Below are 23,766 nucleotides of genomic sequence, written 5' to 3'. Positions count from 1 at the left end.
CACCTGTTTCATTGCGGTATCTTTAATTTTTGGCCGGGAAAAATCCAGTGGCCCGGCTGCCTGATGTTCCGTTTGCTTCGTTTGATCATTGCTGTTTTATTGGCGTTCCAAATTTTGCGCCATTGAGTGCTGTTCCCGTAAAATCTGCCTGCAATGTCCCATAGCGTGTCTCCCTTTTTCACTGTGTACGTCTTCGGCGCAGCCTTCGACGGACGTTTTGCCTTTGTTTTTTTCTTCTGCTTGATTTTCCGCGGGGAAGCGGTTTTGTATTCTTTTAATTGAATATCAAAGGTGCGATCACCTATATCCTGCTGGCCTTCGCTATAGGAAAAACCTTCAATGCTGCATGTTAAATTCACTTTAGTTCCCGTAATCAAAAACTGGACCGGTTTTTTGGCATTCATCCATTTCTCAATTTTTGATATCGCATTTTCCGGCGACGGGAAGGTTTGATATTCAGCTATTGGGCTGTATTTCTTCGGGAAAAACGAAGAGAACGAAATTTCTTTCGCTCCTTGTTCGTCAATAAATGTAAGGTCACCGAACTTGGCTACTTTAACCGTCTCATTCTGAACCGTATTTGAAATATTCAGCTGGTCGGGAAGAACGGGGAGCCGCAGCTTGTCCTTCCCTTGTGAAATCCAAAATTCATATACGGATTTAGTCAAATGCAACGACTCCCTTCGTTCCAATATTGATATCCTTTTGCAGTTCGTCTATAAGTGCCTGCTTGATTTTCGCTGCAAGGGTTTCAGCGTCCTGTCCATTATGGAAGTGCTGGTCTCCGTTAAATTGAATATAAATCTCTTTTGATCCGGAAACCGTTGCGGTTGGCTGGCTAGCTGAAGTAACAGCGGAAACTTGTCCTGAAGAAAGCTCAGACTGCTGGGATTGAGACGGATCTGTCACTTCCATACCAAGAGCTTGCGCGGCTCTCTGAAGGAGGTAGCGGCCGCGGATGCCTCGCTCCTCCGGAATGATCCATTCCCGCTTGTTTCCTTCTCCGACACGGGCAATTTGTTCTTTTGTAATCAGCCCGCCGTTTGCGTAACCAACATACGGTCCGCCATGATTCAAGCTTTTAATACCCGGCACATTGTTGATTGATCCATATCTGCTTTTAATGTAGCCGATCGCAGCAGCTGCGTTGTGAATCGGATTTTTAATGTTACCCATCCCCGGTGCTTTATGGTCATTAAAGGTGCTTGGGATGGTCTGCATCAGCCCTTGTGACGGATGCCCCGCTTTTGCGTTGCTGTCCCACAAGTTAATTGCATTCGGATTGCCTCCGGATTCATGCTGCGCAATCGTCATGAGTCCCGGAAGCCAGCTCACCGGTGTCTTGGTGGCCATGAGAGCAGCCATAATCCATTGTTTTACGTTCCCGCCCATGGCTCCCATTCCGGAATAGGCAGCCGCCAGTGATCCGGCTTGTTTTTCAGCAAATTTCTTTACATCTACTGAGCCAAGGCCTTTGACAACACCAATAGAAGCAAAACGCCCCAAGCTCATCATGACACGGGAAGGTGAATGAATATCTAGCTCCTCACGGAAAGCCTGCTCCACTCTCTTGGCCATATCCTTTGCTGCTTGTTTTACTTCACTGGATTTAGAATTCATGCCTGTCACAAAGTTTCCGATCAAACCGGAGCCCCAGCTGTTCGATGTGTCTTTTGAACGCAGGAACGGTTTGTCAACATGTGTACTCACATACTGTGCAGTCCCTGTTTGGGTTGAGCTTTGTCCTTGCGCAAAGCCTTTGACCGTTCCTGTGCCCCATGAAGACGATTTGTTCACAGTGGCTTGATACGGCGTTTTAACTTTTGATTGCAAAAAGCCGTCCGTTCCGGTTGCTGTACCGTTTTGGCCCTTGGCATACCCGCTTACCATTTGTTTACCGTAATTTGGTGAAGCAGAAATCATTTGTGTAAATGGCGTATTGATGTTTTTCTTTTTCCAGTCTTCCATTTTGACCGACTGATCGCTGATGCCTTTACCAAAGCCTTCTGAAAATTGCTGTCCGAGTGTGGACGCTTGGCCTGTAAGATTTGCAGTGTTCATTACTGGGGAGGCTGAGCCTGATAGAGGACTGACAGCTGCTCCTCCTGAAACAGATCCTGGACTTCCGCCAGAAGACGAAGCTGCGCCCATGTCGTCTACAACTTGCATACCCAGCTTAGACGCCGCTTGTGAAAGAAGCATCTTCCCCCGGCCTCGGTTGTTATCAACCGGGATAACGAATTCCTTGCCGGCTTCACCGATCCAAGAGATGGTTGGTTTGGTGATGTAGCCGCCTGTGGCGTTCTGATCTAGTGCTTGTTGAAAAACAGTCATATTATTATTTGATGGAGATTGAGCAAAAATGTTATTAGTAGTTGGTTTGGAACTAGTTTTTTTCTCTTTCGAATCCTTTTTGCTTGGTTTTTTCTTGAGGTGAGTAACTTCTTCCCCCCTGTGTATTACTTTTGCAACGAAACCACCAACTGAATCTTTTAAATCGAATAGCCATTGAAATTTCTCAGCAATTTTCTCTGATACTTTAACCAATGGATCTTTCACATGTTCATTAAACCAAGTTTCAATTCCATCCCATGCATCCTCAAAAAATTTCCTTGCATCATCGAATTTTTCTTTTATTGAAGTTTTAATATCTTCTACTTTTTTGACGATTGGGTTCCATACATTATCATAAAACCAATTCGATACCCCTGTCCAAATATTGGAAATAATTGTCCATGCATCATTGATCTTACTCCAAATCCATGTTGCCGCAGTGGTTACGGCTTCACTTACAGGATTCCACACATTGTCCATAAACCATGTTGAAACAGTAGACCATATGCCTGAAATAACCGTCCAGGCGTTGCACAACCCAGTCCATATCGTTGTAGCAACATTAGTAACTGCTCCGCTTATTGGATCCCACACGTTATCCTTAAACCACGGGTAGACAATGTTCCATACTGCCAATATGCCATCCCATGCATAGGCAAACAATCCTACTATAAAATTAATTACAGGTACAGCAACATTATAAATAGGTGTAAACACATACTGGTCAAACCAAGTTGAAACTTTACTCCATGTATCTTCAATCCAAGTAATAGCCCCATTGGCAGTATCAGAAATGGAGTTCCATTTTCCACTCCACCACTCTTTGTTAAATAGTGAATTGCTTATGCTCTCCTTTAACTTAGAAGTATCAAACATCTTACCAATGTTCTTACCTGCTTCTTCGCCGCCGATTCCGCCTACTAATCCGCCGCCAATTCCGCCGATTGCCCCGCCGATTGCTGTACCTTCCGGACCAACGAAAGATCCAATCGTTGCACCAGCTTCCGCTCCGGCTGTTGCACCAGCTTCCGCTCCGGCAATACGTCCTCCAATTGAACCAACCTTTTCGCCAGCATTATCTTTATTGATTCCAGCTAAATCAAACACTGCTAAAGCAGATCCTACGTATGGAACAGCCTTTCCCATTCCTCTGAACGCTTTACCTAGTTTGGATGAATCTTTCCCTAGCGATTTTAACCCTCCAAGCCAGTTCTTTAACTTGGAACCCGAGGTCCTAGGTGCACTTTCAGCAGGTATGCCGCTCTGGCGTCTTCTTATCACCTCTCCAGGAACCTTGAGTGTTCTGTTTGGAACCTTTGTGGGACTTTTCTTTTTTCTATAGGTTTTTTTATTTTTAGTGCCTGGACTGACATCGCCGCCTTCACAGCAGTCGCAGCAACAATTTCCTCCTGTATTACGGTTAAGGACTTTTTTATCCGTGTCAGAATTTTCACCAGAATCGTCCTTTTTTTGTGGTCCTAGAATTTTATCAATGATCTTATCAAACACGTCATTTTTCAGCTTTTCTATCAATCTCTCTTTGAAACGATCCAAAAAAGCTTTGCCTATTTCATTGAGTGTATCTTTAATCCAAGGCCAAGCTGATTTTGTCCACCAATCCTTCAGCCAGCCTTTTATTTTTCCGACCCATCCAGGTTTTTGATCTGAGTTTTTATCAGAGCCTTTATCTGAGGATTTGTCTGATTCTTTCTTAGAAGTTTCTTTGTTAATCGGGCTTTCTTTTTTATTGATTTTGTCTGATATTTTTGTCTTAACAACCACTTTTACATAATAGGTTTTTTCAAATTTCCTTAGAAGGGCTGTTAATCGATTAACTGTTTTGGTGATTTCATCGATGACCTTTAGTTTTACTGTGTATCCGTTTTTCAAATTTTTCTTAATATAACCGATAATCCTTTTAACTGTAGAAGTAACCTTGTCATCTGGAATCAAAAGGAATGATAGCTTTTGATTAGAAAGCATCTTCTTTATTTTTTTATACGCAGCTGCTGTCCGGTCTACCAAAGAGACAGTCAGCTTCGTTTCTTTCGGCAGCCGTTTAAGTTTTCTTTCAATTGCATCAAGCTTTGAAGTGACTTGGTCATCAAGTACAACTTTAATTTCAAGCGATTTCGCGAATTTCAAAATGATATAGTCGTTTATTTTTCTCAGCCGGTAAAATGCCTGATCTTCCGCTCTGATACTGATTTTGATTTGCCGATTAATGGTTTTGACTTTTTTTTCGACCTCTTGGAATCCTTTATGTATCCGTTTTAGTTTATTAGATACCTTGTCTTCGAGATCAAAACGGGCTGTTAATTTTGCGATATTAGTTCCCTCCTCTCCTTGATTCTTTTTCTAATAGATCTAGCTTATAACCTATCAACCCAAATAAAAGAGCTTTAAAATGTTTTGGTGCTTCATATAATTCAAGAAGTTGGGATGGCGAGTAATGAAGCTCATGCATTGCATAGTACAAATACACAGCTTCCTTATCGCCATCCTTTACTAGTTTTTTGCTTCTTCTTCTAGATCTTCAAGATCATCTTCAAAACCATTGATTTCAATTGCTTTATTCAGCCAGTTCGCATACTCTCCCCCAACAGATAATACACGTTTGGCAACTTCTACCGGATCCGCAGTTTTGTATGCTTCCCTTAAATCTTTTGAACGAAAATCAGGATAAATAGTAGATTCGATGGCAATTCTCGCATAAAAGCGCTGAGAGTCTAAATCTTTGACACGGCCGCGGCCTTTCACATTTTTAAATGTGGTGTTTTCTTTCTCTAATTCATCAATACGTTCAGTAGTAATTGGTTTTAAAATAAACGGAATGACATTCCCTTTTTTATCAACAAAACGCTTTGAGATCGGCACTTTGATTTCCTCAGCTTCAATTGTTTTTCCCGGCATAAAAAAGGAAAGATCATATACGTTTTCGTTCTTCTCGCTCATGTAAAAAACTCCCTTGTCTATTGTTTGGTTTCATCTTTAAAAAACAGACCTTTCTGAGAAAGGTCTGCGTATGGGCTGATTCAGCTTTGATTAAAACGTGTCAGATAGCTTTTCAGGGACGTCGAAGTCTTCGAATGTAAATGGAACTTCTTCCTCTAACGCTTCTGAATCGACATCAAGGCTTGCAATTTTGGCAGAGTCAAAGTTGACGTCGTACAGCGTGACTCGCTCTGTGCCCCGGCCGGAGGATTGATCATCCAGCACAGCTTGGAGCGTGAAATAAGGGTCGCTGCCTTTTTTGACATAGTCCATCATCAATAGCACGAATTTTGATGTAACTTTATAGAACGTTGCGGTCCCTGTTCCATTTGCCCCTGTTGTCTTATGGCCTGTCATGCGGCGGCCCATAATGTTGACTTCAGATTTGTTTTTCTCAACGTTTGCTTCGAATGTTTTGATGTGCGCCATTTCCTCACCATCGAGAAATAAGCGGCCTTCTTTTCCTGAGATTGTGTTTTGTGCTTTTAATGCCATATTAGTTTACCTCCACATTAAAGTAGAATTTTTCTGCTGCGTCGACAGGCTGAACAGCCAGGTCAATCAAGAAGCCGTCACGATCTTCATTCATTGAAATTGTGATATCTTCATCGGAATCAAAGCCAGTGATGCCGCCTGCATCCTGAAGCGTTGTCATGTATTGCGTGATCATCGTTTTTACATACTGCAGTCCGTCTTCAGATGCCGGGATATCGCTTCCGGTGCCTTTTCTTGATTTAATTAAGGCTTTCAGCTCGCGTGTTAAATCATTATTCACAGCATCCAGGACACGAACGATTTTGTTCTTTGCAAATTTCTTGTTTTTCTCAGCTGTGAACGTCACGAGTGAGTTAATGTCCTTTTCTACGCTGACGGATTTATCGCGGGCGTCGAATGTAAATAAAAATTCACCTTTACCCAAACGTTCAACAATCGTATCGTGGTCAAGGCGGTGTAACACATCAACTGCGCCTTCGTACTCTACAAATGTAAGTGATTGGTTAAAGGTTGCTCCTGCACTCGCTCCGGCTACCCAAGCTGTTGCTTTGTCCGGTGTAACTTCCGTGCCATCTTCAAGCAGCACACCCTCAGTTACGTTGATGATGCCTTCATAATCACCGGCATAATTGGCTGTGACGCCTTGCACTTTTTGTCCTTGGCCGTCGCGCAGGCGTTTAATGAAAGCAGCAAACGTCGCCTTCAACTGGTCACCTTCTGCAACAGGCAGCGCAATCACATCAAAGCTCTCCGTTTCAGCCGCGGCTAAGAAATCTGTATAGTCGGAGTTGACAGGGGCTTTATCCGTACCGCCGGATAAACGGATGCCCGCGGATGCATTCAGCGTCTCAGCTGCAGTGTCTCCTTCTGATCCAGTGAGAGGAATCGTTGAAGAAAGATCGCCTGTTCCGGTAAAAGTGACATAGCCGTTAGCTGTTAATTCTTCAGCCTTTTTGACAGTCTGTTTATCAACCTCTGATTCGTCCATATATGTTGTCACATCGAAAGAATTAGCATCCAGCACATTTTGATTGATGCGGATGATAATGTCATTTCCTTTTGTTCCGCCATATACTGCAGTTGCTTTGACGCCTTCAGCAATATCAGCAGACGCTCGGACACCTTCGGTTAGTCGGTACATCAATACCGTTTTCGCATTTTTCTTCGCTTCACGCAGCAGCAATAAAGACGGGTCATCAATGCTGAGGCCCACTTTTTTGTTTAGGTCTTCAACGCTGGAAATGGAGACGAACGTTTTCGCTTCGCCCCAGCTTGATGCGACCGGAAGTGCGACTGTTCCCCGTTCACTGAGTGATACCCGCTCCTGTGCCGTCGTTTTAAAGTTAAAATAAATGCCTGCACGTTCTTTTTCTTTGCCTGTTGTAAATGTTCCGCCATTCATGATGACATGACCTCCTTGGTTAGAAATGTTTGAATCAATTGGTTGGCTTCTGATTTCGTCATACGTGGTTGATCCACGCCAAATAAAGCCCCCTGAAGAATATCCGGCTTAACGCCGAACAGTTCCTTCGCGTGCTTAATCAAATCCGCTGTATCAAATAGAGCTTCCCGGCTCTTTGTATGTACAGCCTTCTTCTGTTGTTTGTCCTTCACCGTTTATTTCACCCCGCTGTTCATGTCGATATCCTGTAAGACAGGCTGTTCTGTTTTGTGATAATAATATCGGCTGCTCCACCTGATCACCATGGCCGCCTCGCCTCTGTCTCCTACCCTTGTCTCGATTTGGGAGATGCGAACCATATCCCCCGTCTTCTCGCCGGATTCACTCAGCAGCGGAATCATATTTCTCGCTTCTCTGATGGCATCCGCGAGCCTGTCCGCTTCATCCAGCGCCTGAACGGAGTCCAGATGAAACAGTTTTACATTGAGACTGTAGGTTTTTTTAAATGTGGAAACCGTATCTGTTTCCTCGAAAACAGATGGTGGCGGGACGTATAACGACGGCACCTGAAAGCGATCAGGAAGCTCGCGTTCATAAATGGGAACAGACCACCGGCTGTACAAAAACGCCATGATCGATCCTGTTTCACTGTTCATCCTGCTCCTCCTTTACAGCTTCTTCAGCCACTGGCGCAGTTTGCTTTCCAGCGATTTTTCAAACAGCTGTTCATATAAAAGCAGTGCATGATCCCAGTAGCCCGTGCCCGGTATCCATTTTCTCTTGAGCGCCATTCCCGTTGAAGCCGCTGGATCATAAATAAACCGTGAGCCTTGAAAACGCCCCGGCACCCATCTCACATCTTGTTTTGACGTCCAATGGCCGTCATTAAGAAATGAGGCGTAATCAAGCTGTGTCCCCACCTCAAGCGAAAGCCCGCCGCTTTGCACAATCCAGAGATTGTCCTCTGCGCCTTTCTCAAAGGAACTGAGCAGTTTTTCTGTATCAATCGTTTGTGTGCTGATGAATTCAGATTGGACGATCTCCAGAAAATCTTGGCCGCACTCCTCAAGCCACCGGGACGCCTGTCTGGAAAAACCGCCTGAAGCCGCTTCTTTTAATGCCGTGTTCAGCTGTTTCAATCCCGCTATTTTCATAGGCTTTCATCCCTGACTGCGACGACCTCCCAATGATGATGTCTGATCCTTTTCGGCAGCTTTAGTATATATTTATGATTCTCCCAAATGATTTTATCGTTCACGCGGATGTCCGCTGACAACGGAAAATGGACAAGAAAGCTATGATATACAGTTTGATCCGGCTTCTCCTGAATCAGCTGCTGCGTTTTTTCGGTAAAATAACAAGGGACATCTTGTTCATCGGGTGTATCCGGATATGAAATCACCGGCTGCAGCCTGTCTGCCGGAATCCCAAATCGGCCTGCAGACGGCGCTTGCGCTGCTTCATGATAAATATCGCAACGGTGAATGAGCATCTGCTTGTAGCTCATAAAGATCTCACCTTCAGTCTGGAGGATTCAGGGACGTAGCCCGGCTTGATAAACTCTTCGAGCAAATGATACACCTCAGGCCGCTGAATCCCGCCTTCTCCGGAAACCGTGTAGGAATAATCCCCCATTTTCTCAGACTGATAGCTTGATGAGGCAGATTCATCGCTGTTGACAAGCGCAAAATACTGGGCAAGCTTTACTAAAGCCAACTTCACCTTACCGGGCAGCGGATCATACAAGCTGTCTTCAAAGCGGTGGCCCGTGATGAGAGCCGCTTCTGCTTCCGCCTCGATGATATCCTGCGCCAGCAGCTCTTCCGGCCTGTTTTTCACCCGATCATAGACCGAATAGGAGGCTACGTCAGTCGGTTCAATGAGCATGAGCTGACCACCTCGTTTCTATTATTCTTTTACGTTAATTAATTTCGCGCAGGCATCCTCTTCCTCGAACTTGCTGTCCAGCTTGGCCGTTAAGACAATAATGAATTTACGGGAGCGGATGTCTTTGTCGACTTCAATTCGGATATTGCGGGAGAAGCCGAGAATGATATTTTTCGGATGTGTGAGAATGATATCAGAAGCGTCATATTGCGCGTCTCCCTCACCGACTGTGTACGGCTGAATATTGGATACCCCTTTGACCGGTACGCCGAATGCTGTTGACAAGCCGCCCTGAACAGCCTGGTCCCCAAGGTTTGTCTGGCGGTCTGCCACGCGGTCCTTCCATTCAACTTCTAAGCCGTGAGACGTATAGAATCTGAATTCCTGAGGGATGCGCAAATATTTCGGCGGAACTGCCTTTAAGCCTTTCTTGAATGTCGCTCTGGACAGTTCTTCACCGTTCATGTCAACGATATGGGAAACTGCCTGTTTACGGATGCCGTCCAGCTGTGCCAGATACGGATCAGCTGATGCTGTATCGCCGTTAACGATCAGCTCTTCAATATCAACGGCTGCGCGCTCTGCTAAAATTTGCATGATTGTCTGCTGCAGGCCGTCTTTTTCAATATTGTTTTCAAGTGTGTCATACGTAATGTTAATTTCCGCAATGACTTCCTTCGTGTTCAGCTGGACCGTGCTTGTCGTTGGAACTGTCAGCTCGTCGTTTGACAGTGCTTTTCCTTCTTGCGCAGCCCGCAGAATACGCTGGCCGAAGCCGATTTTCTCAAATTTTTGCGAGTCATTTTCCATTTGAATGACGCGGGATTCACTGAAAATGGTCGGCGTGTTTTGCACCATGCGGATAAAAGCCGATGCTTGCGCAGGGTTCATAAGCCCGCCGCTTTTTAAAGCAGAAAGCGACATTTCCGCTTTCCGAATGATCTCTTGATTTCTCAATTGATTTCCTCCTCCTTGACTGGTTTTACAGCAGTCCGCTCCAGATTGATTTTTTGACTTGCTCTGTATTGCCGCCCGTATCGTCCGATGTCTGCTTAGACGCGCCTCGCGCTTTTTCCAAAGCCTCGATGCGTTCGATCAGCGGGGCAAGCATGTCTTCAACGAGCTTTTTCAGACGCTCGTCATCCCCCGTCTGCTCCGGCTTTTCCTCCGTGTCTGTGTTTTTTTCAATCCGCTCAAGCCGTTTGAGCAGAGGGTAAAGCGCATGCTCGAATGATTCTCTCATGTCTTCTTTTCTCATTTCTTCAGTCTCCTTCCCTGTTTTGTCAGCAAGCATTTGCTTGAATACACTGAAGAACCCTGCTTTTTCGACCGGTTCTTCTTCATACACATCTGCAGTGCCCGCCATGCTGTAGCCGGTGATAATTCCAGCCTTAATCTGTTCCCATACCTCGTCAGACGCTCTTGTTACGAGCACCCATGAGCCCTTTGTAATCCGCTTTGACCCGATCATAAAATCATCGGGCGCCACATAGGACTCGACCACGACGCCGGTTCCACCCTCAAAGCTGTGATTGATATCAATCTCCCGTGCCTCCGCGAGAAAACCGTGCGCCGCTTTTTCAATTTCATCGGCGGTCATAAAATCGCCGTGGGCATCAGGAACATCAGGCTCATACACGATTCCGTACACGAGCTTTTGTTCATCCTGCTCACTTTTTGTAAACAGCCGAACCTTTTTTTCAAATGACGGAGGTTCGGCTGACTTCGTAAAGAAAAATTCTGTCTGGTTAGCCGCCTTGTCCACATAACTGACAAAGCTGATTTTGGCATTTCTTAATTCTCGCGCCACCTGCTTGATTCACCTCCCTTCAGGACGTTTTGATGTCTTCGATGCTTTCTTTCAACTCCTGCATGAGCGCAGTCAGGTTTGTCTTTTCCGCATCCTGTCCTGCAGGCCGTTTATAAATGTCCTCCGGCCACTCCTCCAGTGTTTTGCCAAGCACCCGTCCGGCAAGGTCGCGTAAATCATTCGGCGAGACCGCTCCTGCTGTAATAAAAGGACCGAGCACCTTCGCAATCTCAAGCGGATCACGAAAGTCCGGTCCTTTTAATGTCAGCCTGACGTCATGGATATTCAGCTCCGGCAAAAGCAGTGTGTTCAGTTTATTCACGAGCGTTTTTCGCTCCGGCTGAAAGACCTGCTCCTCCGTAATTTTTCTAGCAGTATCAGCTGTCGCCCGGTTGTATTCCTGGGCCTCGCCTGTATACAGCGGCGGGAGACGGAACGCTGAACGCAGCTTATTTCTGCTTTTTTCATCGTATTCAAGAAACAAGGCGTCGTTTTGGAGAATTTCCGCCAAGGATTTGATTTCCACGGAAACCGGCGTAATATCCTCGCCTCCGTGGAGATCCTTTTCTTTTGCGATTCCTTCCGCTTCGATCAGGAGAAATTTATGGGCGTTTTCCACGCCTTCAAGATCATTCATGTATTCCTGCAGCTCCCGGTAAGAAGCTTCAGACAGCATCCCGTTTTCCACTGTAATCGCAGCGGGGACGTGACGCCCCTGCTTAAAATACATAAAATTGAGCTCTTCTGCTTTTCGGGCTCCGTATAAATTGACAATATTGCCGATCCAGCGGGGTACACCGTATACGCCGCTTCCAATTTTGAGGTGAATGGCTTCATTTGCTTGATACTTCTCTGCCAATGTGTTTACATATTCACCTGTACGCATATCCATTTTTCGCGGATCGCCGTATTCTTTAAAAAATACTTTCTTTCCATTGATCATCTGCACATATTTTCGGAAGCGTCTTTGCCTTTTGATCCTTTTCATTTTCCCGTTTTCTTCATATACAAATGAGACCTCTACAGGCTCGCCTGCTCCGCATACGCGCATATATTTCACATCTAAATATTCGATGCCTGCAGGTTTTCCCGCCCCGTCACGAAGCACTTCCATAAATCCGTTGCCTGTTTTTTCTCTGTCTTCGATGGCATAGCCTAAAATCATTTCAGCTGATTCATCAAAGTGAAGACATTTATAAAAGGCTTCGAGTCTGGCCCAGTCTTTTTCCGCTCTTTTCTTTTTTGCCTGATCGACATCACTTGCGTTGACATCAAATGTGTACTCAACATCGAATCCAAATCCTGTAATATTCACTCTATACGCATCAATGCATTGCTGAAGAATGGTCGAGTATTCGGCAATGGTTTTGAGCTCGATGATATTGTAGGGCGGAGCGATAATGTCCTCTCCGTACAGCTCAGAAAAGTCATCTTCATAGATTTGCTTTGTCTGAGGAGCCGCGGCATTGGCTTTAAATACAGTTGCTCTGACTGTTTGATTGTGCATGATTTATGACCTCCTCCTTTCTCGGTTTGGCCGGATTCGTTTGTGTGCTGTCTCTTTCAAATCAGCAACCTCATAATCATCAAGCGCATACCAAATGGCAGAAAGCGTATGCGGGTCAATCGTGAATTCATCCTCCATCAGAGCTCCGTTTTTATCTTTGGCATACGTAAGTGTCTTGAGCTCATAGATGACATTTTCACAGCGGTCCGAACAGAAGATTTTTTTGAACCGTTTTACCTTTTTGGTATATTGAAGCCTGGAGCCGGGAAACTTTCTGGCTCCAACCATCCGAAAGCCCTGCTGGCGGAAATATTGAATGCTTTTCGGCTCAGCCGAGTCGGCTTTGATCAATTCCTGTGTCTCAATAAACTCACGCAGCTCCTCAGCCGTCCTGTCATCTGTCATTTTGTTTTGATAATACTCCCAATAAATGTAGAGGTATTTTTTTTCAGGATCTACAGCAAGCCGGACGACGGCATTATAGGATTCCTCGAATCCAAAATCCATGCCTGTACGAAAGATTGGCTTGCTAATGGCTGCGATACATTTTTTCACTTGATCATGCGGGAGTACCTCGAACTGCGGCAGCACCCTGATCCCGTTGACGCCGAATCGTCCTTTGCGGGCAATCCGGTACAGGTCGGGATCATACTCTTTGAGTCCGTCAAGCTGTTTCACATAGCTTTCCGGGAGAAAAAGATTGTCGTTAGCGGTGGAATGATGGTAATACGTATCTCCCTTCACAATTGTCCGCTTTTCGTAAAGTTCGCTGTCATCCAGCACAAACCGTTTCTTGCGTTCATCCCGAAAAAAATGCCTATACGTCCAATTGGAGGTGCCGACGGGATTGGTGGTACAGATCATATGAAGCTTCAGCTCAGGATGGCGAAGACGTCCGATTAATTCCTTGAACCCCTCATACTTCACCTCTGAGCACTCTTCAATCCATATTAATGAAATGTTATGAACCGATTTTAATTTTGCCGGATTGTCCATTCCTTTGAACATGATCCGGCTGCCATTGTGAAATCGCAGCTGCAGCGGGGAAGAAAGAGATGCCACAGCCTTTGTGAGACCGAGCTCTTCGATCACCTCTTGAAACAAGGCGAAGGTCGAATCCCGATGGGTATCGAACACCTCCCGGATCACAAGGGCCGTCCGTTTTTCCTTCAGCAGCTTTAGCACGATTTTCAATGCGGTATGATAGCTTTTGGAGGAGCCGTAGCCGCCGACGAGAAATTGGTACGTCTGCTCCCAATTGAACACGTAATCTTCGAAATGAGGATTGATTTCTTTTACAATCATGACTTGCCCTCTTTTCGTTTGATCATAATTTCAATCGGCTCCTGGCTGTCATCTGTTTTCTCCGCTTTTTGTTTGGCAAGCTTCAATTTCTCATTTTCAATTTTTTGTTTAAATTGATCTGGAAACAAATCAAAATATAAGGACAGCTTCTCAAGCGCCTTCATTTTATCTGCAAGCTTGATGGCAATGCCTTCTTTGCCAAGCTTTGCTTCCGTTACAATTGTGCCGTCAACGAGCCCCGAGTCTTTGACATCGACAAAGCTGATTTCCTTCATAATCGGGTTATCATCTTCATCAAACAGCGGACCCGATTTCCCGACAGCCTGGACCTCTTTTTTTCCAAAGGTCACATAGTCCGTAATATCCGCAAACGCGATCTTGATATAAACCTGCAGCACATCCATCGCTTCAATAAACATCTCATTGACCATTTCTTTTTTTATGCGTCTGATTTCAGCAGCGACCTTTTCGTTTTTTAAGAGCCGGCTGCCCGTCACATGAGCGCTGTCCGGAGAATAGCCCGCTTTGATTGCTGACTGTGTGGCATTGAAGCTTTTGACGTAATACAGGCAAAACAGCCGCTGGCGTTCATTTAATTCATCGTTGTCTATAGGGCGCTGTTTTTGTTCGTTTTTGGACGCAGAAAACAGGACCTCTTTCCATTTGTCTTGTTTTTTCCAGATGCCGATTGTTTTCGCGGAAACACCGATTGTGTCCGCAATCGCCCGATTTGTGATCTTTCCTTGATGTTGTTGATAGATTGCTAATGCTTGTTCGCGCTGTTGTGTTTTCATGCTACGGCATCACCGCCACCTCCAGCATGGTTGTTTATTCATAAAAGCGGCTGATCATGCCAGCCGCTTATGTGTCATGCTCTATTCACTTATAGGTGGCAAACGTATGACAAGCTTTCAGGCAAGTGATCGATTCATTTCTTCCTGCTGTCTTTGCATCTTTAAACTCGCCCGTTTAATCGTCGTTTGCACTGTCGATTTTTTCACGCCGAGAAGATCGGCGATCCGTTCATAAGAAAAACATTCTACCTTATGCAGCAAAAACATTTCCTTTTCTCTGTCCGTTAACAGGGCTAATGCTTCTCGAATTTTCTCTCTGTCTTCTTCTGATACCTGTCCGTCCGGCTCAAACATCATAGCGCTGGAAAATGATTCGATGATTCTCGGGTCTTTGATCATCAGCCGCTGGTAGGCATCACGCCGGTCAATCGCCCGTCTGATGCCGGGCTGCCTTCCTTTTTCGAGCCATTCTGTTACATATTCAAGATCAGTAATCATATTTCTGATGATTTTTTTATCCTTCAGCTCTTCAGCTGAGAGTACGGATTCATCTGCCTCAGCGAACGGTTTATATTGCATTCTTGTTTGTTTGAGCGTTCGTTTATATTCAAATAGTAAGTCTTGCATTCTATGATCCTCCTTATTTTCGGCAAATAAAAAACGGACACCAATCAACGCACAAATGCTGTGCAGTTGATCAGTGTCCGCAGGCTTTCCGTCTTGGACGTATTCTGTTTTCGCTTTAATTTAATTTGTAGCCGATTTCAAATTCCACACGGGCAAGATCGCCCTTTCTTGTTTCGACGAGCGTTTTTCCATGCTCGGGCGCTTCTGTAACCCATGCTTCTTGCTTGATGCCATCCACAATAATGACACGGATTTTCCCTTCCTCCAGCTGGCTCTTAAGCGTGATGGAATCGATATGTAGCAGTTTTTTAGGATGAATCATGTTTCTTTTCCTCCCTTTTTCGGTGCAGCGCTTGCTTCGGCTTTTTCTAATAGCTGAATGATGCGCTCCTTTGAATGAACAGAATTTCCCTTCAGAAAATCAAGTGCTGCTTTAGACGCTTCCAGCAATTCAGGCGCAGCGGCCATCAAAGCGGCATTGCTTTTTTGCGAATAAGAGCTGAGGTCAAATACAGCGGCAATCAGCCGTCCGTTTGAATATGGGAATCTTTCTTTTTCTTCTTCACTGTAAGCTGAATAAATATAGATCGGTTTCGTATCCCCGCACGGGACAGCACGCCACGGCGCAGGGCTTTTCTCTGCCTGTTTTGTCTTTGCCAACACTTTCACTTCCCGTCGTCCTTATACCATTGTTCAATGTTTTTTTCTGTTCGCTTTGCCCGAAACAGCAAAGCGATTAGTGCAGTCAGCTGTTTAATCATAGACATTCAGCCTCGCTTTTCCCGCTGTCAGCATTTGCTCCAGCTTTTGAATGACAGGCGTTAAATCAGTGCCGGACCGGCAGTTCGGACATGGATGAAAAACGACTCCAATACCGGTATGTTCCACAATGACTTTCTTTGTTTGACAAAGCTTGCACATTATCTGATGCCCTCCAATCTATGGTTAAGCTCGTAGGCTGCTCCTTTGATAATCACTAAATAGTCACTGCACATCTCATAGATTCTCGTGCCGAGCGCTTCATCGACCCGTACAAGTGCTTCAATTGTCAGCTCGCTCGAAAGCAAAATCGGTTTATGATTTAAGTAGCGATAATTGAGTACCGAATACATTTGCTCTAATTGCCAATCTGTAGCGCGGGGTTTGCCGTTAACCGGTTTAAACAGATCATCAATGAACAGCACATCCGCCTGCTTCATCCGGTTCAGCTTCGCTTCTAATAGGGCAAAATCATTTTTCAGATCAGTAAAGCCTTCCACGAACGGAAAATAAATGACAGGCACATAGCATGTTCTCATTAATTCGTTGGCAGCGGCAGTCAAAAGGTGTGTTTTCCCTGATCCAGGCTGTCCTAAAAGAGCAATGCTGTTTTTTCGGCAATCCTTGATTTGTTCATAATCGGCAACATACTCTTTTGTACACTCAAATGCGTCTTTTATGGCCTGCGGCTTTCCCTCCGTGCGGAATTCCTTGAAGCCCAGCTGTCTGAAAGCATGGGTAATCTCACTTGCACCCAGCAGCCGCTTCACTTTCCGTTCTGCCATGCAGCTGCACATCGTCCAAACTTCCAGGCCATTCTGCCTGACGAGATAACCTCCCTGATCCTTGCAGCGTAGGCAATCATACCTGCTTACGTCTGATTCGGCCGGTTTGTCCACCAGTAATGGACGTCTCCCTCTTCTCAGCTCGTCCAAAATCTGTTCGATTGTTCGTTTTGTCATGTTTTTTCATCCTCTCATTCTGAATTGCGGCATTCTTTTTGGCTTGCTGCGCGAAAAATCGATCTTCAATGAATTTCGAGCAGTAGCGAAAAGCCTTGATTGTTTCAGAAGCGGCGGTCCGCCGGTTTTCAAAAGCCTGAAAGCATTCTTCAAGCCATTTGATTGTTTGCGTGACAGGAACGCCGATGGCAACAATGCGGGCGATGGCTTGATAATCTCTTGAGGAAGGATACACGGTGCGTCCTTCTTGAGCCGACCGTAATTGTGTAAACCGCTTCGCAATGTGATCCACTGCATCATCAGCAGCAGTATATTTGTTTGTTTTATCTATATCTGTACGGTCGTTTGTGTCCGGTGTCTGCGGCGAAAATGGCCGTTCTTTTAGACTCCCGTGTACAGTATTGTCCGATCTGAAGCTGAATTTTTTGGAATGCTTTACCGAAATCATCAGTCCGTATGGCGCACGGACGGCCTTTATGTAATCATGGTTTTCGAGAAGCTCCAGCCATCTTCTGACGGTTTTTTCACTTACGCCGAAGACTGCCGCCATTTCTCTCGCTTTTAACGGCTTATGGCCAAGGACGATGCCCCAGCTTACGCCGTCTTTTTCGATTTCTTTTGTTGTTGAGCTGATAAACCAGAGAAACAGCCATAGCGCCGGGCCGATTTTGTCATAATGTTCTGAATTCAGTAACCCTGAATACGTCGGAAAAGGATAGCTTTTATCGTTTTTCATTTTACGCCGCTTCTCCTTTTAACATCATGTATGCTTGAAACTGTTCCTGCGTTTCAAAGTGAAACACCGGAAGTCCGCAAGCGGTAAACGAAATGGTGCCGCCGGATTGTACGAGATGGCGCTGATCTATGGGATTTTCACTAAAAACGATTTGGATCGGATACATGTGATCACTCTCCTGATCTTTTTTTGATACATTTTGTATCGGATGTTACCAAGTATAAACGATACGAACTGTATCATCAAGTTATTTTTGATACTTTTTTTATCATAACTTTATTTTGATACATATTGTATCTATAATCATAAGTAACTTAGGGAGTTTAAAAAAGAGAGGTCATAGTATGATAGGCGGCAGATTGAAGAGTCTCAGAGGGAAAAGGACACAGGAAGAAATCGCATCACACATCGGTGTGTCACGGGCACGATATTCCCACTATGAAAACGGGCGAAGCGAACCTGATTACGACACACTCCAAAAGCTGGCTGATTACTTTCAAGTAACGACTGATTACTTATTAACGGGAAAAGACAAAAAATCCGATGACGATATGTTCTCAGATCCGGACCTGCAGCTTGCATACCGCGATATGCAGGATTTTTCCCCAGAAAGCAAACAGCAGGCCATCGAATTTATCAACTATTTAAAAGAAAAAGAGAAAAACCGCAAACCGAAAAATAAATAAATCGTTCTCTGTTCTCTAAAACATATAAAAAGTAGACCGATATAAAGAAAAAAGTGTTTATTTTTTAAAGAAAAGGGAAAGATTTCTACACTACTTTCCAGTCCTATACGGGCTTTTCTTTCTCGCTAAAAACAGAACAAACGTTCGAAAGGGAGTATTCAATTGGGCGATTACTTATCACATCTGGAGGAATACGTTAAAAATTTATACGGCCGGCTGGGCATCACATCCCCTCATCACATTGACATGCTGAAAATCGCAAAGGATCTGGATATTTGGGTGCATTTTGAGGATATGGGGAGCATGATGGTGAAATACGACGGCATGTACAGTATCGTATTGAACCAAAAAAAGTCACGGGAAGAGCAATGGGAGGATTTTGGCCATGAGCTGTGCCACGTGTTAAAGCATGCAGGCAATCATTTTCAGATGAACAAGCTCTTCAGAGAGCTTCAGGAATTTCAGGCAAATCAATTTATGTACCACTTCTGTGTGCCAACCTTTATGCTGTTGCAGATGGAACTGCCGCAATGGAGAAGCCAGGCACTCGCCACAATTTCGGCGGTATTCCGGGTAACAAAGGAATTTGCTGATAAAAGGCTTGACATGTTTGAACGGCGTAAAGCAGGTATTCAATTTCAGAAGCGGCTCGCTTATTTATTATCCCACAAGCGGCCACATGCGTACGAGGAAGGCGATCAGCAGCACTTGCATGTTGCTGAGGAAAAAGCGTTATATCATATTGGCAAAAACATCTGATCAAATACGGGCTAAGGATATATTCCTCAGCCCAGAAGAGAACCTAACATTTCGACATTGGGGGAACTGTATTATGCAGCCACATGGGCGCCGGTTTAAGATGAGGCGCAGATGCGAACGCAATCGGAGCCGGGATATACCTGAATTCACCCCGGCCGTCAAAGGCTTCCCCATGTGCCCATCTTCCTTGTGAGCTTTCATCCCCCCTGGAAAAGTTAAACAGGTCATAGGAGACTTCCTGCTTTTCGAGCTCACGCGGAAACGTCGTCGGGACGACAATATCCCGTTCTCTTTCCTCCAGCTCTTTAATGGCCGCGTACCACATATTTTGATGATAGGTATCCCTTGCAATCAAAAATGACAGCATATCTCTTACCCCTGGATCATCGGTCATGGCATAAAGCCGTGTCACCTGAAGGCGTCCTTGGGCCTCCGCATTTAAGTTAGCGCGAAAATCGGCCAGCAGGTTTCCGCTTGAGATAATGTATTTTGCATTCCACGGATAGCCCTCACTATCTGATGCCATCGCCCCCAATCCGGACACAATCGCGTGCTGAGGATTCATCCCTGACATGACTGCTGCGATAGCGGGATTGCTTTTATAAGCATCCTCCTGTACATCCGCGGGTGCATTGTCCAGAAGCCTGGAAATCATCGTTGCCAGCATTTCTACGTGCCCAATCTCTTCGGTCCCCACATCATATAACAAATCTTTATACTTAGCATCCGCCCTGCAGTTAAACCCTTGAAACAAATACTGCATCATGACGCTAATTTCACCGAATTGGCCGCCGAGCACCTCTTGAAGTTTTTTCGCATAAACCGGATCGGGATGAGCTGGCTTTGCTTGATATTGAAGCTCTTTTATATGATAAAACATGAATCATTCCTCCCCACACTTTCGCACAACCCCAGCGTATGAAGGAATAGGCCCACCGTGCAGGTCCCGTCTAGTTTTATTTATAAAAGCCAAGCTTGACGGCTTCCACATATCGATCAAACAAATCGTTTTGTATGTAGCTTTTATCACGGCACCCAAAATTGCGGAATAGCGCGTTTCGCTGCGCCGTGCTTACCTCCAATTGCAGTCCCATTTCTCTTTTCGTCCGATTGACAATATTGTTTGGGTGTACACCTGCCAGGCGGTCTTTCTCATTAGTGAGCTCGGCGCTAAAACCCGCTTCATTCAGACGCTCACAAATGAGCTTGGCTTTTTTACGATCCGCCCCGCCGACCAATGTATGCGGGATTTTCGGATCATAATACCCGTGAAACGCTAATGCGTAATGGTGGTCATTCACTTTTTCTAAAGCCAGCGGCTCATCAAAACGAATGCTAGTGAGATGCAAGGAACGGTTGTTTCGCTGCTTTAGACCCTCAAACAAATAGATGGAACATCGATCAGAAAATGCCCGCACCAGTTCACTGACGCCAGGCTCAATTCTGCCGCCGTGAGGACCGAGGACGATAAGCTCACTTCCGTTTTTCTCCTCATAAATAATCCGGTACTCCGACTCAGAAGCAGAAAGGGCCGCAAAGCTGTCATACATATCTTCCATTTTGAACGCCCCCTTTACCAGTCAGCACCAGTTTACTCTACTCATCTATGAATGAAAACCTTTTTTATAGTATGATTTGATAGAATACGCAGAGGAGGTATATGATGGGGTTTATTGATGGATTACTCGGCAATGCGTCAACACTTTCAACGGCTGCTGTGAAAGAAGAGCTTGCCCATATTTTGCTGGAGAGTGAGAATGTTGAAGCCGCGTTTAAGCTGGTTCGCGATTTGATTGTCTTTACTGACAAGCGGCTTATCCTTGTAGATAAACAGGGAATCACAGGCAAGAAAACGGAATTTCAATCGATTCCGTACAAAAGCATTTCCAGATTCAGCGTGGAAACCGCCGGCCGCTTTGATCTTGATTCAGAGCTGAAAATTTGGATCTCCGGCGCGGAACTTCCCGCCGTCTCAAAGCAGTTTAAAAAAGATGAAAGCATTTATGATATTCAAAAGGTGCTTGCCGCAGTTTGTATGTAAGGTGAAAAGACGGAAGCTTTACAGCTTCCGTCTTTTTATTACAGCTTTTCCTCCAGCTTCGCTTTCGTTTTCGGACCGTAAATCCCATCAGCCGTTAAACCGCTGACAGACTGAAAACGTTTCACTGCATTTGCTGTTTTCGGGCCATAAACGCCGTCAACGCCGTGATTTTTCGCTCCTTTATCAGGATAAAAATAAAGAGCGGCTAAAGCGGTCTGCACCTGCTTTACTTTTGTCCCTTTCGTCAGCGGGCTTGTCACTTTGATCACGCCGGATGGGAGCGGATATGAGGATGCGGCATGGCTTTTAGAAGCAGATGCCGTCTGAGGCAGTTTGATCACCTGTCCGATTTTGATGTGGTTCGGGTCAAAGATATGATTTATGCTTTGCAGCGTTTTCACACTGACCCCGTGTGATGCGGCAATCCCTGACAGTGTGTCGCCTTTTTTTACATGATATTCAGACGCCGAAGAAGAGACTGCAGCTTTTTTCGCTGATACGCCACCGTTTAATTCCTTTTCAATCGCCGCCTTCACTTGATCCCAGCGCCCCTCTGATAAAATGCGGTGCGGGCAATACTTTCCGCTCCAGTCCTGATGTTTTCTCACCCGATCGATGCCCCAGCCGCGCTCCTTCAACAGCTGTGCAACAAATGAAATCGCCAAGGCTTCAGCTGCCTCATACTTCGGGCCTCCCGATTTGCTGTAGCAAATCTCAACGCCGATTGATTTGCGGTTTCCCGGACCGTTTGTGCCGTCACCTGTGTGCCAGGCGTTTCGGTTAAGCGGCAGACCTTGAATCACCTCTTTATCATCGACTGCAAAATGAAAGCTTGTCGAGCTTGTGTTCCCGATCATATAGCTGATTTCATTTGCCGCTGACGCATCGTTTGCCGTGTTGTGAATGGTAATGTATTCAGCGGACATCGCATTAGGACACTTCAACGCGTATTTCGCCTCAGAAACCAAATTTTTCTTTACCGGAATGCTCACCTATCATCTCTCCTTTTCTTTTTTCATAAATAGGTGGCATTCGTAGGACGAAAAGCTCATATATCTATCACCGTAATATGGATAAATGTGTTAAATTGAAGTTCACGGAGGGTCTGAATATGTATACATATTTAATGCTGACAATGAGAACGGAGAAATTTAATCAGGAGCATGTGGCTGGGCACTATGAATTTCTGGATCGTTTACAGGCAGAAAAACGTTTAAAAATGTTTGGGCCATTCAGCGACGCCACAGGCGGAGCGTATGTCATCGAAGCAGATTCACTGGAAGAGGCAGCGGAAATCGGGCATGCGGATCCGCTGGTGGCAAGTGGATCTTCTGAGCTGACGATAAAAGAATGGAAGCTGAAGAAATAAAAAAGACCCCTAAGGGTCTTTTTTATGCATCATGTTTGATTGCGTGCCGCAATATGAAATGTTTTCCCTTCTGTGTTTGCTGTTTCACCTGCATGAACCATCACCTGAGTAAAGCTGAACCCGACCGCAACGAGCAACAAACCTGACATCCATTTAGATTTCATATAAACAATCTCCTCTCTGGATTTGTTTTTGTGCGTGCACCATTTTCTCATAAAATGAAAGTGCTTTTTCGGGCTGTCCGTTTTCTATATAGAATTGGGCAGCATCATGCGCCAGCTCTTCAATATAAGGATACAGCATATGTTCTTCAAGAAATTGAAAGGTGTGTGAGACTGATTCTGTGTCTATGTTTTTTCCGTATAACGCATGTAAAAATTGAAAAAGCTCCACAAATAATTCATCACTGTATTGACGGGCGATTTCCAATCCTTCACGATACTTTTTTTGCGCTTCGGCGTCATTTTTTTGTTTATACAGAACTTGTGTTAAAGAGTAGATAGAATGCGGAAGATTATCGAACTTTTCCGACTTGCAAATAGAAACAGATTTCTCAAAGTATTCGGCTGCCTTTTGCAGTTCACCCATTTTCTCATAGCAGTTTCCGAGATTATATAGGGCGGAACTGATCAGGCGGGGATTGCCTTCTTTCTTTGCAAGATCTAAAGCCAGTTCTAAGTGGGGCAATGCTCTTTCTGGATACTGCATATCATCATAATTACCTGCAATAACGAATTCACATTGGATTCTGCGGACGGTGTACGTTTCATACATTTGGTATGTTTCTAATGCCTGAACGGCGTAGCTCATCGAAACATAGGTTTGTTTTAAATTGTAAAAAATCTCGGCCATTTTAAAAGCAAACTCGGCTTTCTCAATATCATCCGAGACGAGAGCAAGATTCTTTTCTGCCCGTTTATAATACATCATGGCACTGACAAACATCTTCTGCTTAAATTCATACATTCCTCGAAAAAAGTTAAAGTAATAATCGAGAAGCCCTGTCAGCTTGTACTGATTCCCTTCGATGTCTTCTAATAATTCTGAAAACTCTAGCTGCGACGTGTCCTCTCCAAAAGGCTTAATGTAATCCAGCATGACACGATGCCTGAACTCCATTAAAGAATAATACAGCAGCAAATCTTGGTCTTCTTCCATATCCTCAATTTCTCTTTCTACTTCGAGCTTGACCCGTTCGGCTTCAGCGACGTGGAACTGCCGGATATGAGTATACCATTCATTAATTTTAAGCCCGACATAAGAGGACGGAATCGTCTGCTTCATCCTCAATTAATCCCC

The 23,766-nt window shown here is 45.0% G+C and carries 32 protein-coding genes; 4 read left to right on the top strand and 28 right to left on the bottom strand.

The window, feature by feature from the left end; genetic code table 11:
* Window positions 1-8 precede the first annotated feature (8 nt).
* The 23 genes from NYE49_RS06950 to NYE49_RS06840 all read right to left on the bottom strand — a co-directional run bounded on the left by NYE49_RS06950 (window position 9) and on the right by NYE49_RS06840 (window position 17,778).
* Window positions 9-668 carry a LysM peptidoglycan-binding domain-containing protein gene (locus tag NYE49_RS06950; protein ID WP_015383438.1) on the bottom strand — a complete coding sequence of 220 codons (660 nt, stop codon included), beginning with the start codon at window positions 666-668 and terminating at the stop codon, window positions 9-11.
* The gene (locus tag NYE49_RS06945; protein WP_342411019.1) at window positions 661-4,662 is read right to left on the bottom strand and encodes a transglycosylase SLT domain-containing protein; all 4,002 of its coding nucleotides are present in this window, start codon (window positions 4,660-4,662) and stop codon (window positions 661-663) included. Before NYE49_RS06945 ends, NYE49_RS06950 begins: the two co-directional genes overlap by 8 nt.
* A 1-nt stretch (window position 4,663) precedes the next feature.
* Window positions 4,664-4,813 carry a hypothetical protein gene (locus NYE49_RS06940; protein WP_003239113.1) on the bottom strand — a complete coding sequence of 50 codons (150 nt, stop codon included), beginning with the start codon at window positions 4,811-4,813 and terminating at the stop codon, window positions 4,664-4,666.
* Between the two features lie 29 nt (window positions 4,814-4,842).
* Window positions 4,843-5,289, bottom strand: a complete 447-nt coding sequence (locus NYE49_RS06935) for a phage-like element PBSX protein XkdN (protein WP_003232676.1) — start codon at window positions 5,287-5,289, stop codon at window positions 4,843-4,845.
* 90 nt (window positions 5,290-5,379) lie between these two features.
* A complete protein-coding gene (locus tag NYE49_RS06930; RefSeq protein ID WP_003232677.1) occupies window positions 5,380-5,823 on the bottom strand; it encodes a phage tail tube protein in 444 nt (147 codons plus the stop codon).
* Between the two features lies 1 nt (window position 5,824).
* The gene (locus NYE49_RS06925; RefSeq protein WP_342410979.1) at window positions 5,825-7,225 is read right to left on the bottom strand and encodes a phage tail sheath family protein; all 1,401 of its coding nucleotides are present in this window, start codon (window positions 7,223-7,225) and stop codon (window positions 5,825-5,827) included.
* Entirely contained in the window at window positions 7,222-7,437 is a 216-nt protein-coding gene (locus NYE49_RS06920; RefSeq protein ID WP_015383435.1) for a hypothetical protein, read from the bottom strand. Before NYE49_RS06920 ends, NYE49_RS06925 begins: the two co-directional genes overlap by 4 nt.
* 3 nt (window positions 7,438-7,440) lie before the next feature.
* The gene (locus tag NYE49_RS06915; protein ID WP_015483126.1) at window positions 7,441-7,881 is read right to left on the bottom strand and encodes a hypothetical protein; all 441 of its coding nucleotides are present in this window, start codon (window positions 7,879-7,881) and stop codon (window positions 7,441-7,443) included.
* 12 nt (window positions 7,882-7,893) lie between these two features.
* Window positions 7,894-8,379 carry an HK97 gp10 family phage protein gene (locus NYE49_RS06910; RefSeq protein ID WP_047182487.1) on the bottom strand — a complete coding sequence of 162 codons (486 nt, stop codon included), beginning with the start codon at window positions 8,377-8,379 and terminating at the stop codon, window positions 7,894-7,896.
* Entirely contained in the window at window positions 8,376-8,732 is a 357-nt protein-coding gene (locus NYE49_RS06905; RefSeq protein ID WP_003232682.1) for a YqbH/XkdH family protein, read from the bottom strand. Before NYE49_RS06905 ends, NYE49_RS06910 begins: the two co-directional genes overlap by 4 nt.
* The gene (locus NYE49_RS06900) at window positions 8,729-9,112 is read right to left on the bottom strand and encodes a DUF3199 family protein (RefSeq protein WP_021479474.1); all 384 of its coding nucleotides are present in this window, start codon (window positions 9,110-9,112) and stop codon (window positions 8,729-8,731) included. Before NYE49_RS06900 ends, NYE49_RS06905 begins: the two co-directional genes overlap by 4 nt.
* A 21-nt stretch (window positions 9,113-9,133) precedes the next feature.
* Window positions 9,134-10,069: a phage major capsid protein gene (locus tag NYE49_RS06895; protein ID WP_003232690.1), complete on the bottom strand. Its 936-nt coding sequence runs from the start codon at window positions 10,067-10,069 to the stop codon at window positions 9,134-9,136.
* A gap of 25 nt (window positions 10,070-10,094) precedes the next feature.
* A complete protein-coding gene (locus NYE49_RS06890; RefSeq protein ID WP_047182486.1) occupies window positions 10,095-10,922 on the bottom strand; it encodes an XkdF-like putative serine protease domain-containing protein in 828 nt (275 codons plus the stop codon).
* Between the two features lie 19 nt (window positions 10,923-10,941).
* Window positions 10,942-12,429, bottom strand: a complete 1,488-nt coding sequence (locus NYE49_RS06885; RefSeq protein ID WP_047182485.1) for a phage portal protein — start codon at window positions 12,427-12,429, stop codon at window positions 10,942-10,944.
* A 3-nt stretch (window positions 12,430-12,432) separates the two neighbouring features.
* The gene (locus NYE49_RS06880; RefSeq protein ID WP_342410978.1) at window positions 12,433-13,734 is read right to left on the bottom strand and encodes a PBSX family phage terminase large subunit; all 1,302 of its coding nucleotides are present in this window, start codon (window positions 13,732-13,734) and stop codon (window positions 12,433-12,435) included.
* Window positions 13,731-14,528 (bottom strand): phage terminase small subunit, encoded by a 798-nt coding sequence (gene xtmA, locus NYE49_RS06875; RefSeq protein ID WP_049140762.1) that lies wholly within the window; start codon window positions 14,526-14,528, stop codon window positions 13,731-13,733. The genes NYE49_RS06880 and xtmA overlap by 4 nt, the downstream gene beginning before the upstream one ends.
* Window positions 14,529-14,645: 117 nt before the next feature.
* The gene (locus tag NYE49_RS06870) at window positions 14,646-15,155 is read right to left on the bottom strand and encodes a sigma-70 family RNA polymerase sigma factor (protein WP_095010683.1); all 510 of its coding nucleotides are present in this window, start codon (window positions 15,153-15,155) and stop codon (window positions 14,646-14,648) included.
* Window positions 15,156-15,270: 115 nt separating this feature from the next.
* On the bottom strand, window positions 15,271-15,477 hold the full coding sequence (gene xtrA, locus NYE49_RS06865) for a phage-like element PBSX protein XtrA (RefSeq protein WP_047182482.1): 207 nt from the start codon (window positions 15,475-15,477) through the stop codon (window positions 15,271-15,273).
* Window positions 15,474-15,824, bottom strand: coding sequence for a phage-like element PBSX protein XkdD (xkdD, locus tag NYE49_RS06860; RefSeq protein ID WP_015383426.1), 351 nt, complete (start codon window positions 15,822-15,824; stop codon window positions 15,474-15,476). The genes xtrA and xkdD overlap by 4 nt, the downstream gene beginning before the upstream one ends.
* An 84-nt stretch (window positions 15,825-15,908) precedes the next feature.
* Window positions 15,909-16,076, bottom strand: coding sequence for a hypothetical protein (locus NYE49_RS06855; RefSeq protein WP_015383425.1), 168 nt, complete (start codon window positions 16,074-16,076; stop codon window positions 15,909-15,911).
* On the bottom strand, window positions 16,076-16,876 hold the full coding sequence (locus NYE49_RS06850; protein ID WP_080030662.1) for an ATP-binding protein: 801 nt from the start codon (window positions 16,874-16,876) through the stop codon (window positions 16,076-16,078). Before NYE49_RS06850 ends, NYE49_RS06855 begins: the two co-directional genes overlap by 1 nt.
* Window positions 16,776-17,612 carry a phage portal protein gene (locus NYE49_RS06845; RefSeq protein ID WP_047182481.1) on the bottom strand — a complete coding sequence of 279 codons (837 nt, stop codon included), beginning with the start codon at window positions 17,610-17,612 and terminating at the stop codon, window positions 16,776-16,778. Before NYE49_RS06845 ends, NYE49_RS06850 begins: the two co-directional genes overlap by 101 nt.
* Before the next feature lies 1 nt (window position 17,613).
* On the bottom strand, window positions 17,614-17,778 hold the full coding sequence (locus NYE49_RS06840; RefSeq protein ID WP_047182480.1) for a hypothetical protein: 165 nt from the start codon (window positions 17,776-17,778) through the stop codon (window positions 17,614-17,616).
* 178 nt (window positions 17,779-17,956) lie between these two features.
* On the opposite strand from NYE49_RS06840, the gene xre reads away from it, so the two are divergent.
* The gene (gene xre, locus NYE49_RS06835) at window positions 17,957-18,298 is read left to right on the top strand and encodes an HTH-type transcriptional regulator Xre (RefSeq protein WP_003232719.1); all 342 of its coding nucleotides are present in this window, start codon (window positions 17,957-17,959) and stop codon (window positions 18,296-18,298) included.
* 162 nt (window positions 18,299-18,460) lie between these two features.
* The gene (locus NYE49_RS06830) at window positions 18,461-19,057 is read left to right on the top strand and encodes an ImmA/IrrE family metallo-endopeptidase (protein ID WP_015483120.1); all 597 of its coding nucleotides are present in this window, start codon (window positions 18,461-18,463) and stop codon (window positions 19,055-19,057) included.
* Between the two features lie 43 nt (window positions 19,058-19,100).
* Here NYE49_RS06830 and NYE49_RS06825 read toward each other — a convergent pair whose 3' ends face one another.
* Together NYE49_RS06825 and NYE49_RS06820 are read right to left on the bottom strand one after the other, a co-directional pair.
* Complete coding sequence (locus tag NYE49_RS06825) at window positions 19,101-19,937, bottom strand: manganese catalase family protein (RefSeq protein WP_003245071.1); 837 nt, start codon at window positions 19,935-19,937, stop codon at window positions 19,101-19,103.
* Window positions 19,938-20,013: 76 nt separating this feature from the next.
* Entirely contained in the window at window positions 20,014-20,616 is a 603-nt protein-coding gene (locus tag NYE49_RS06820; protein ID WP_015252289.1) for a poly-gamma-glutamate hydrolase family protein, read from the bottom strand.
* A 104-nt stretch (window positions 20,617-20,720) separates the two neighbouring features.
* On the opposite strand from NYE49_RS06820, the gene NYE49_RS06815 reads away from it, so the two are divergent.
* Window positions 20,721-21,098, top strand: coding sequence for a PH domain-containing protein (locus NYE49_RS06815; protein WP_047182479.1), 378 nt, complete (start codon window positions 20,721-20,723; stop codon window positions 21,096-21,098).
* Between the two features lie 38 nt (window positions 21,099-21,136).
* Here NYE49_RS06815 and NYE49_RS06810 read toward each other — a convergent pair whose 3' ends face one another.
* Window positions 21,137-22,090 carry an N-acetylmuramoyl-L-alanine amidase gene (locus tag NYE49_RS06810; RefSeq protein WP_015483118.1) on the bottom strand — a complete coding sequence of 318 codons (954 nt, stop codon included), beginning with the start codon at window positions 22,088-22,090 and terminating at the stop codon, window positions 21,137-21,139.
* 119 nt (window positions 22,091-22,209) lie between these two features.
* On the opposite strand from NYE49_RS06810, the gene NYE49_RS06805 reads away from it, so the two are divergent.
* Window positions 22,210-22,467, top strand: a complete 258-nt coding sequence (locus NYE49_RS06805; protein ID WP_003232731.1) for a YciI family protein — start codon at window positions 22,210-22,212, stop codon at window positions 22,465-22,467.
* A gap of 29 nt (window positions 22,468-22,496) precedes the next feature.
* Here NYE49_RS06805 and phrA read toward each other — a convergent pair whose 3' ends face one another.
* On the bottom strand, window positions 22,497-22,631 hold the full coding sequence (phrA, locus tag NYE49_RS06800) for a phosphatase RapA inhibitor PhrA (RefSeq protein WP_003245487.1): 135 nt from the start codon (window positions 22,629-22,631) through the stop codon (window positions 22,497-22,499).
* Window positions 22,621-23,757: a response regulator aspartate phosphatase RapA gene (rapA, locus tag NYE49_RS06795; protein WP_080030661.1), complete on the bottom strand. Its 1,137-nt coding sequence runs from the start codon at window positions 23,755-23,757 to the stop codon at window positions 22,621-22,623. The genes phrA and rapA overlap by 11 nt, the downstream gene beginning before the upstream one ends.
* Between the last annotated feature and the right edge of the window lie 9 nt (window positions 23,758-23,766).

It is taken from the genome of Bacillus sp. FSL L8-0358 (genome assembly GCF_038593095.1).
Lineage (GTDB): Bacteria > Bacillota > Bacilli > Bacillales > Bacillaceae > Bacillus > Bacillus subtilis.
This window is presented reverse-complemented; position numbering and strand designations above follow the sequence as displayed.

What these genes read in the sequence shown, in the direction of transcription:
- xre (WP_003232719.1), top strand. Translation starts at nt 17,957, where the DNA reads ATGATAGGCGGCAGATTGAAGAGTCTCAGAGGGAAAAGGACACAGGAA.
- NYE49_RS06845 (WP_047182481.1), bottom strand. Translation starts at nt 17,612, where the DNA reads ATGAAAAACGATAAAAGCTATCCTTTTCCGACGTATTCAGGGTTACTG.
- NYE49_RS06820 (WP_015252289.1), bottom strand. Translation starts at nt 20,616, where the DNA reads ATGGAAGATATGTATGACAGCTTTGCGGCCCTTTCTGCTTCTGAGTCG.
- NYE49_RS06900 (WP_021479474.1), bottom strand. Translation starts at nt 9,112, where the DNA reads ATGCTCATTGAACCGACTGACGTAGCCTCCTATTCGGTCTATGATCGG.
- NYE49_RS06850 (WP_080030662.1), bottom strand. Translation starts at nt 16,876, where the DNA reads ATGACAAAACGAACAATCGAACAGATTTTGGACGAGCTGAGAAGAGGG.
- NYE49_RS06915 (WP_015483126.1), bottom strand. Translation starts at nt 7,881, where the DNA reads ATGAACAGTGAAACAGGATCGATCATGGCGTTTTTGTACAGCCGGTGG.
- NYE49_RS06905 (WP_003232682.1), bottom strand. Translation starts at nt 8,732, where the DNA reads ATGAGCTACAAGCAGATGCTCATTCACCGTTGCGATATTTATCATGAA.
- NYE49_RS06925 (WP_342410979.1), bottom strand. Translation starts at nt 7,225, where the DNA reads ATGAATGGCGGAACATTTACAACAGGCAAAGAAAAAGAACGTGCAGGC.
- NYE49_RS06815 (WP_047182479.1), top strand. Translation starts at nt 20,721, where the DNA reads ATGGGGTTTATTGATGGATTACTCGGCAATGCGTCAACACTTTCAACG.
- NYE49_RS06825 (WP_003245071.1), bottom strand. Translation starts at nt 19,937, where the DNA reads ATGTTTTATCATATAAAAGAGCTTCAATATCAAGCAAAGCCAGCTCAT.
- NYE49_RS06910 (WP_047182487.1), bottom strand. Translation starts at nt 8,379, where the DNA reads ATGAAAATAGCGGGATTGAAACAGCTGAACACGGCATTAAAAGAAGCG.
- NYE49_RS06840 (WP_047182480.1), bottom strand. Translation starts at nt 17,778, where the DNA reads ATGTATCCGATCCAAATCGTTTTTAGTGAAAATCCCATAGATCAGCGC.
- NYE49_RS06880 (WP_342410978.1), bottom strand. Translation starts at nt 13,734, where the DNA reads ATGATTGTAAAAGAAATCAATCCTCATTTCGAAGATTACGTGTTCAAT.
- NYE49_RS06855 (WP_015383425.1), bottom strand. Translation starts at nt 16,076, where the DNA reads ATGTGCAAGCTTTGTCAAACAAAGAAAGTCATTGTGGAACATACCGGT.
- NYE49_RS06870 (WP_095010683.1), bottom strand. Translation starts at nt 15,155, where the DNA reads ATGCAAGACTTACTATTTGAATATAAACGAACGCTCAAACAAACAAGA.
- xtmA (WP_049140762.1), bottom strand. Translation starts at nt 14,528, where the DNA reads ATGAAAACACAACAGCGCGAACAAGCATTAGCAATCTATCAACAACAT.
- NYE49_RS06885 (WP_047182485.1), bottom strand. Translation starts at nt 12,429, where the DNA reads ATGCACAATCAAACAGTCAGAGCAACTGTATTTAAAGCCAATGCCGCG.
- NYE49_RS06930 (WP_003232677.1), bottom strand. Translation starts at nt 5,823, where the DNA reads ATGGCATTAAAAGCACAAAACACAATCTCAGGAAAAGAAGGCCGCTTA.
- xtrA (WP_047182482.1), bottom strand. Translation starts at nt 15,477, where the DNA reads ATGATTCATCCTAAAAAACTGCTACATATCGATTCCATCACGCTTAAG.
- phrA (WP_003245487.1), bottom strand. Translation starts at nt 22,631, where the DNA reads ATGAAATCTAAATGGATGTCAGGTTTGTTGCTCGTTGCGGTCGGGTTC.
- NYE49_RS06935 (WP_003232676.1), bottom strand. Translation starts at nt 5,289, where the DNA reads ATGAGCGAGAAGAACGAAAACGTATATGATCTTTCCTTTTTTATGCCG.
- NYE49_RS06805 (WP_003232731.1), top strand. Translation starts at nt 22,210, where the DNA reads ATGTATACATATTTAATGCTGACAATGAGAACGGAGAAATTTAATCAG.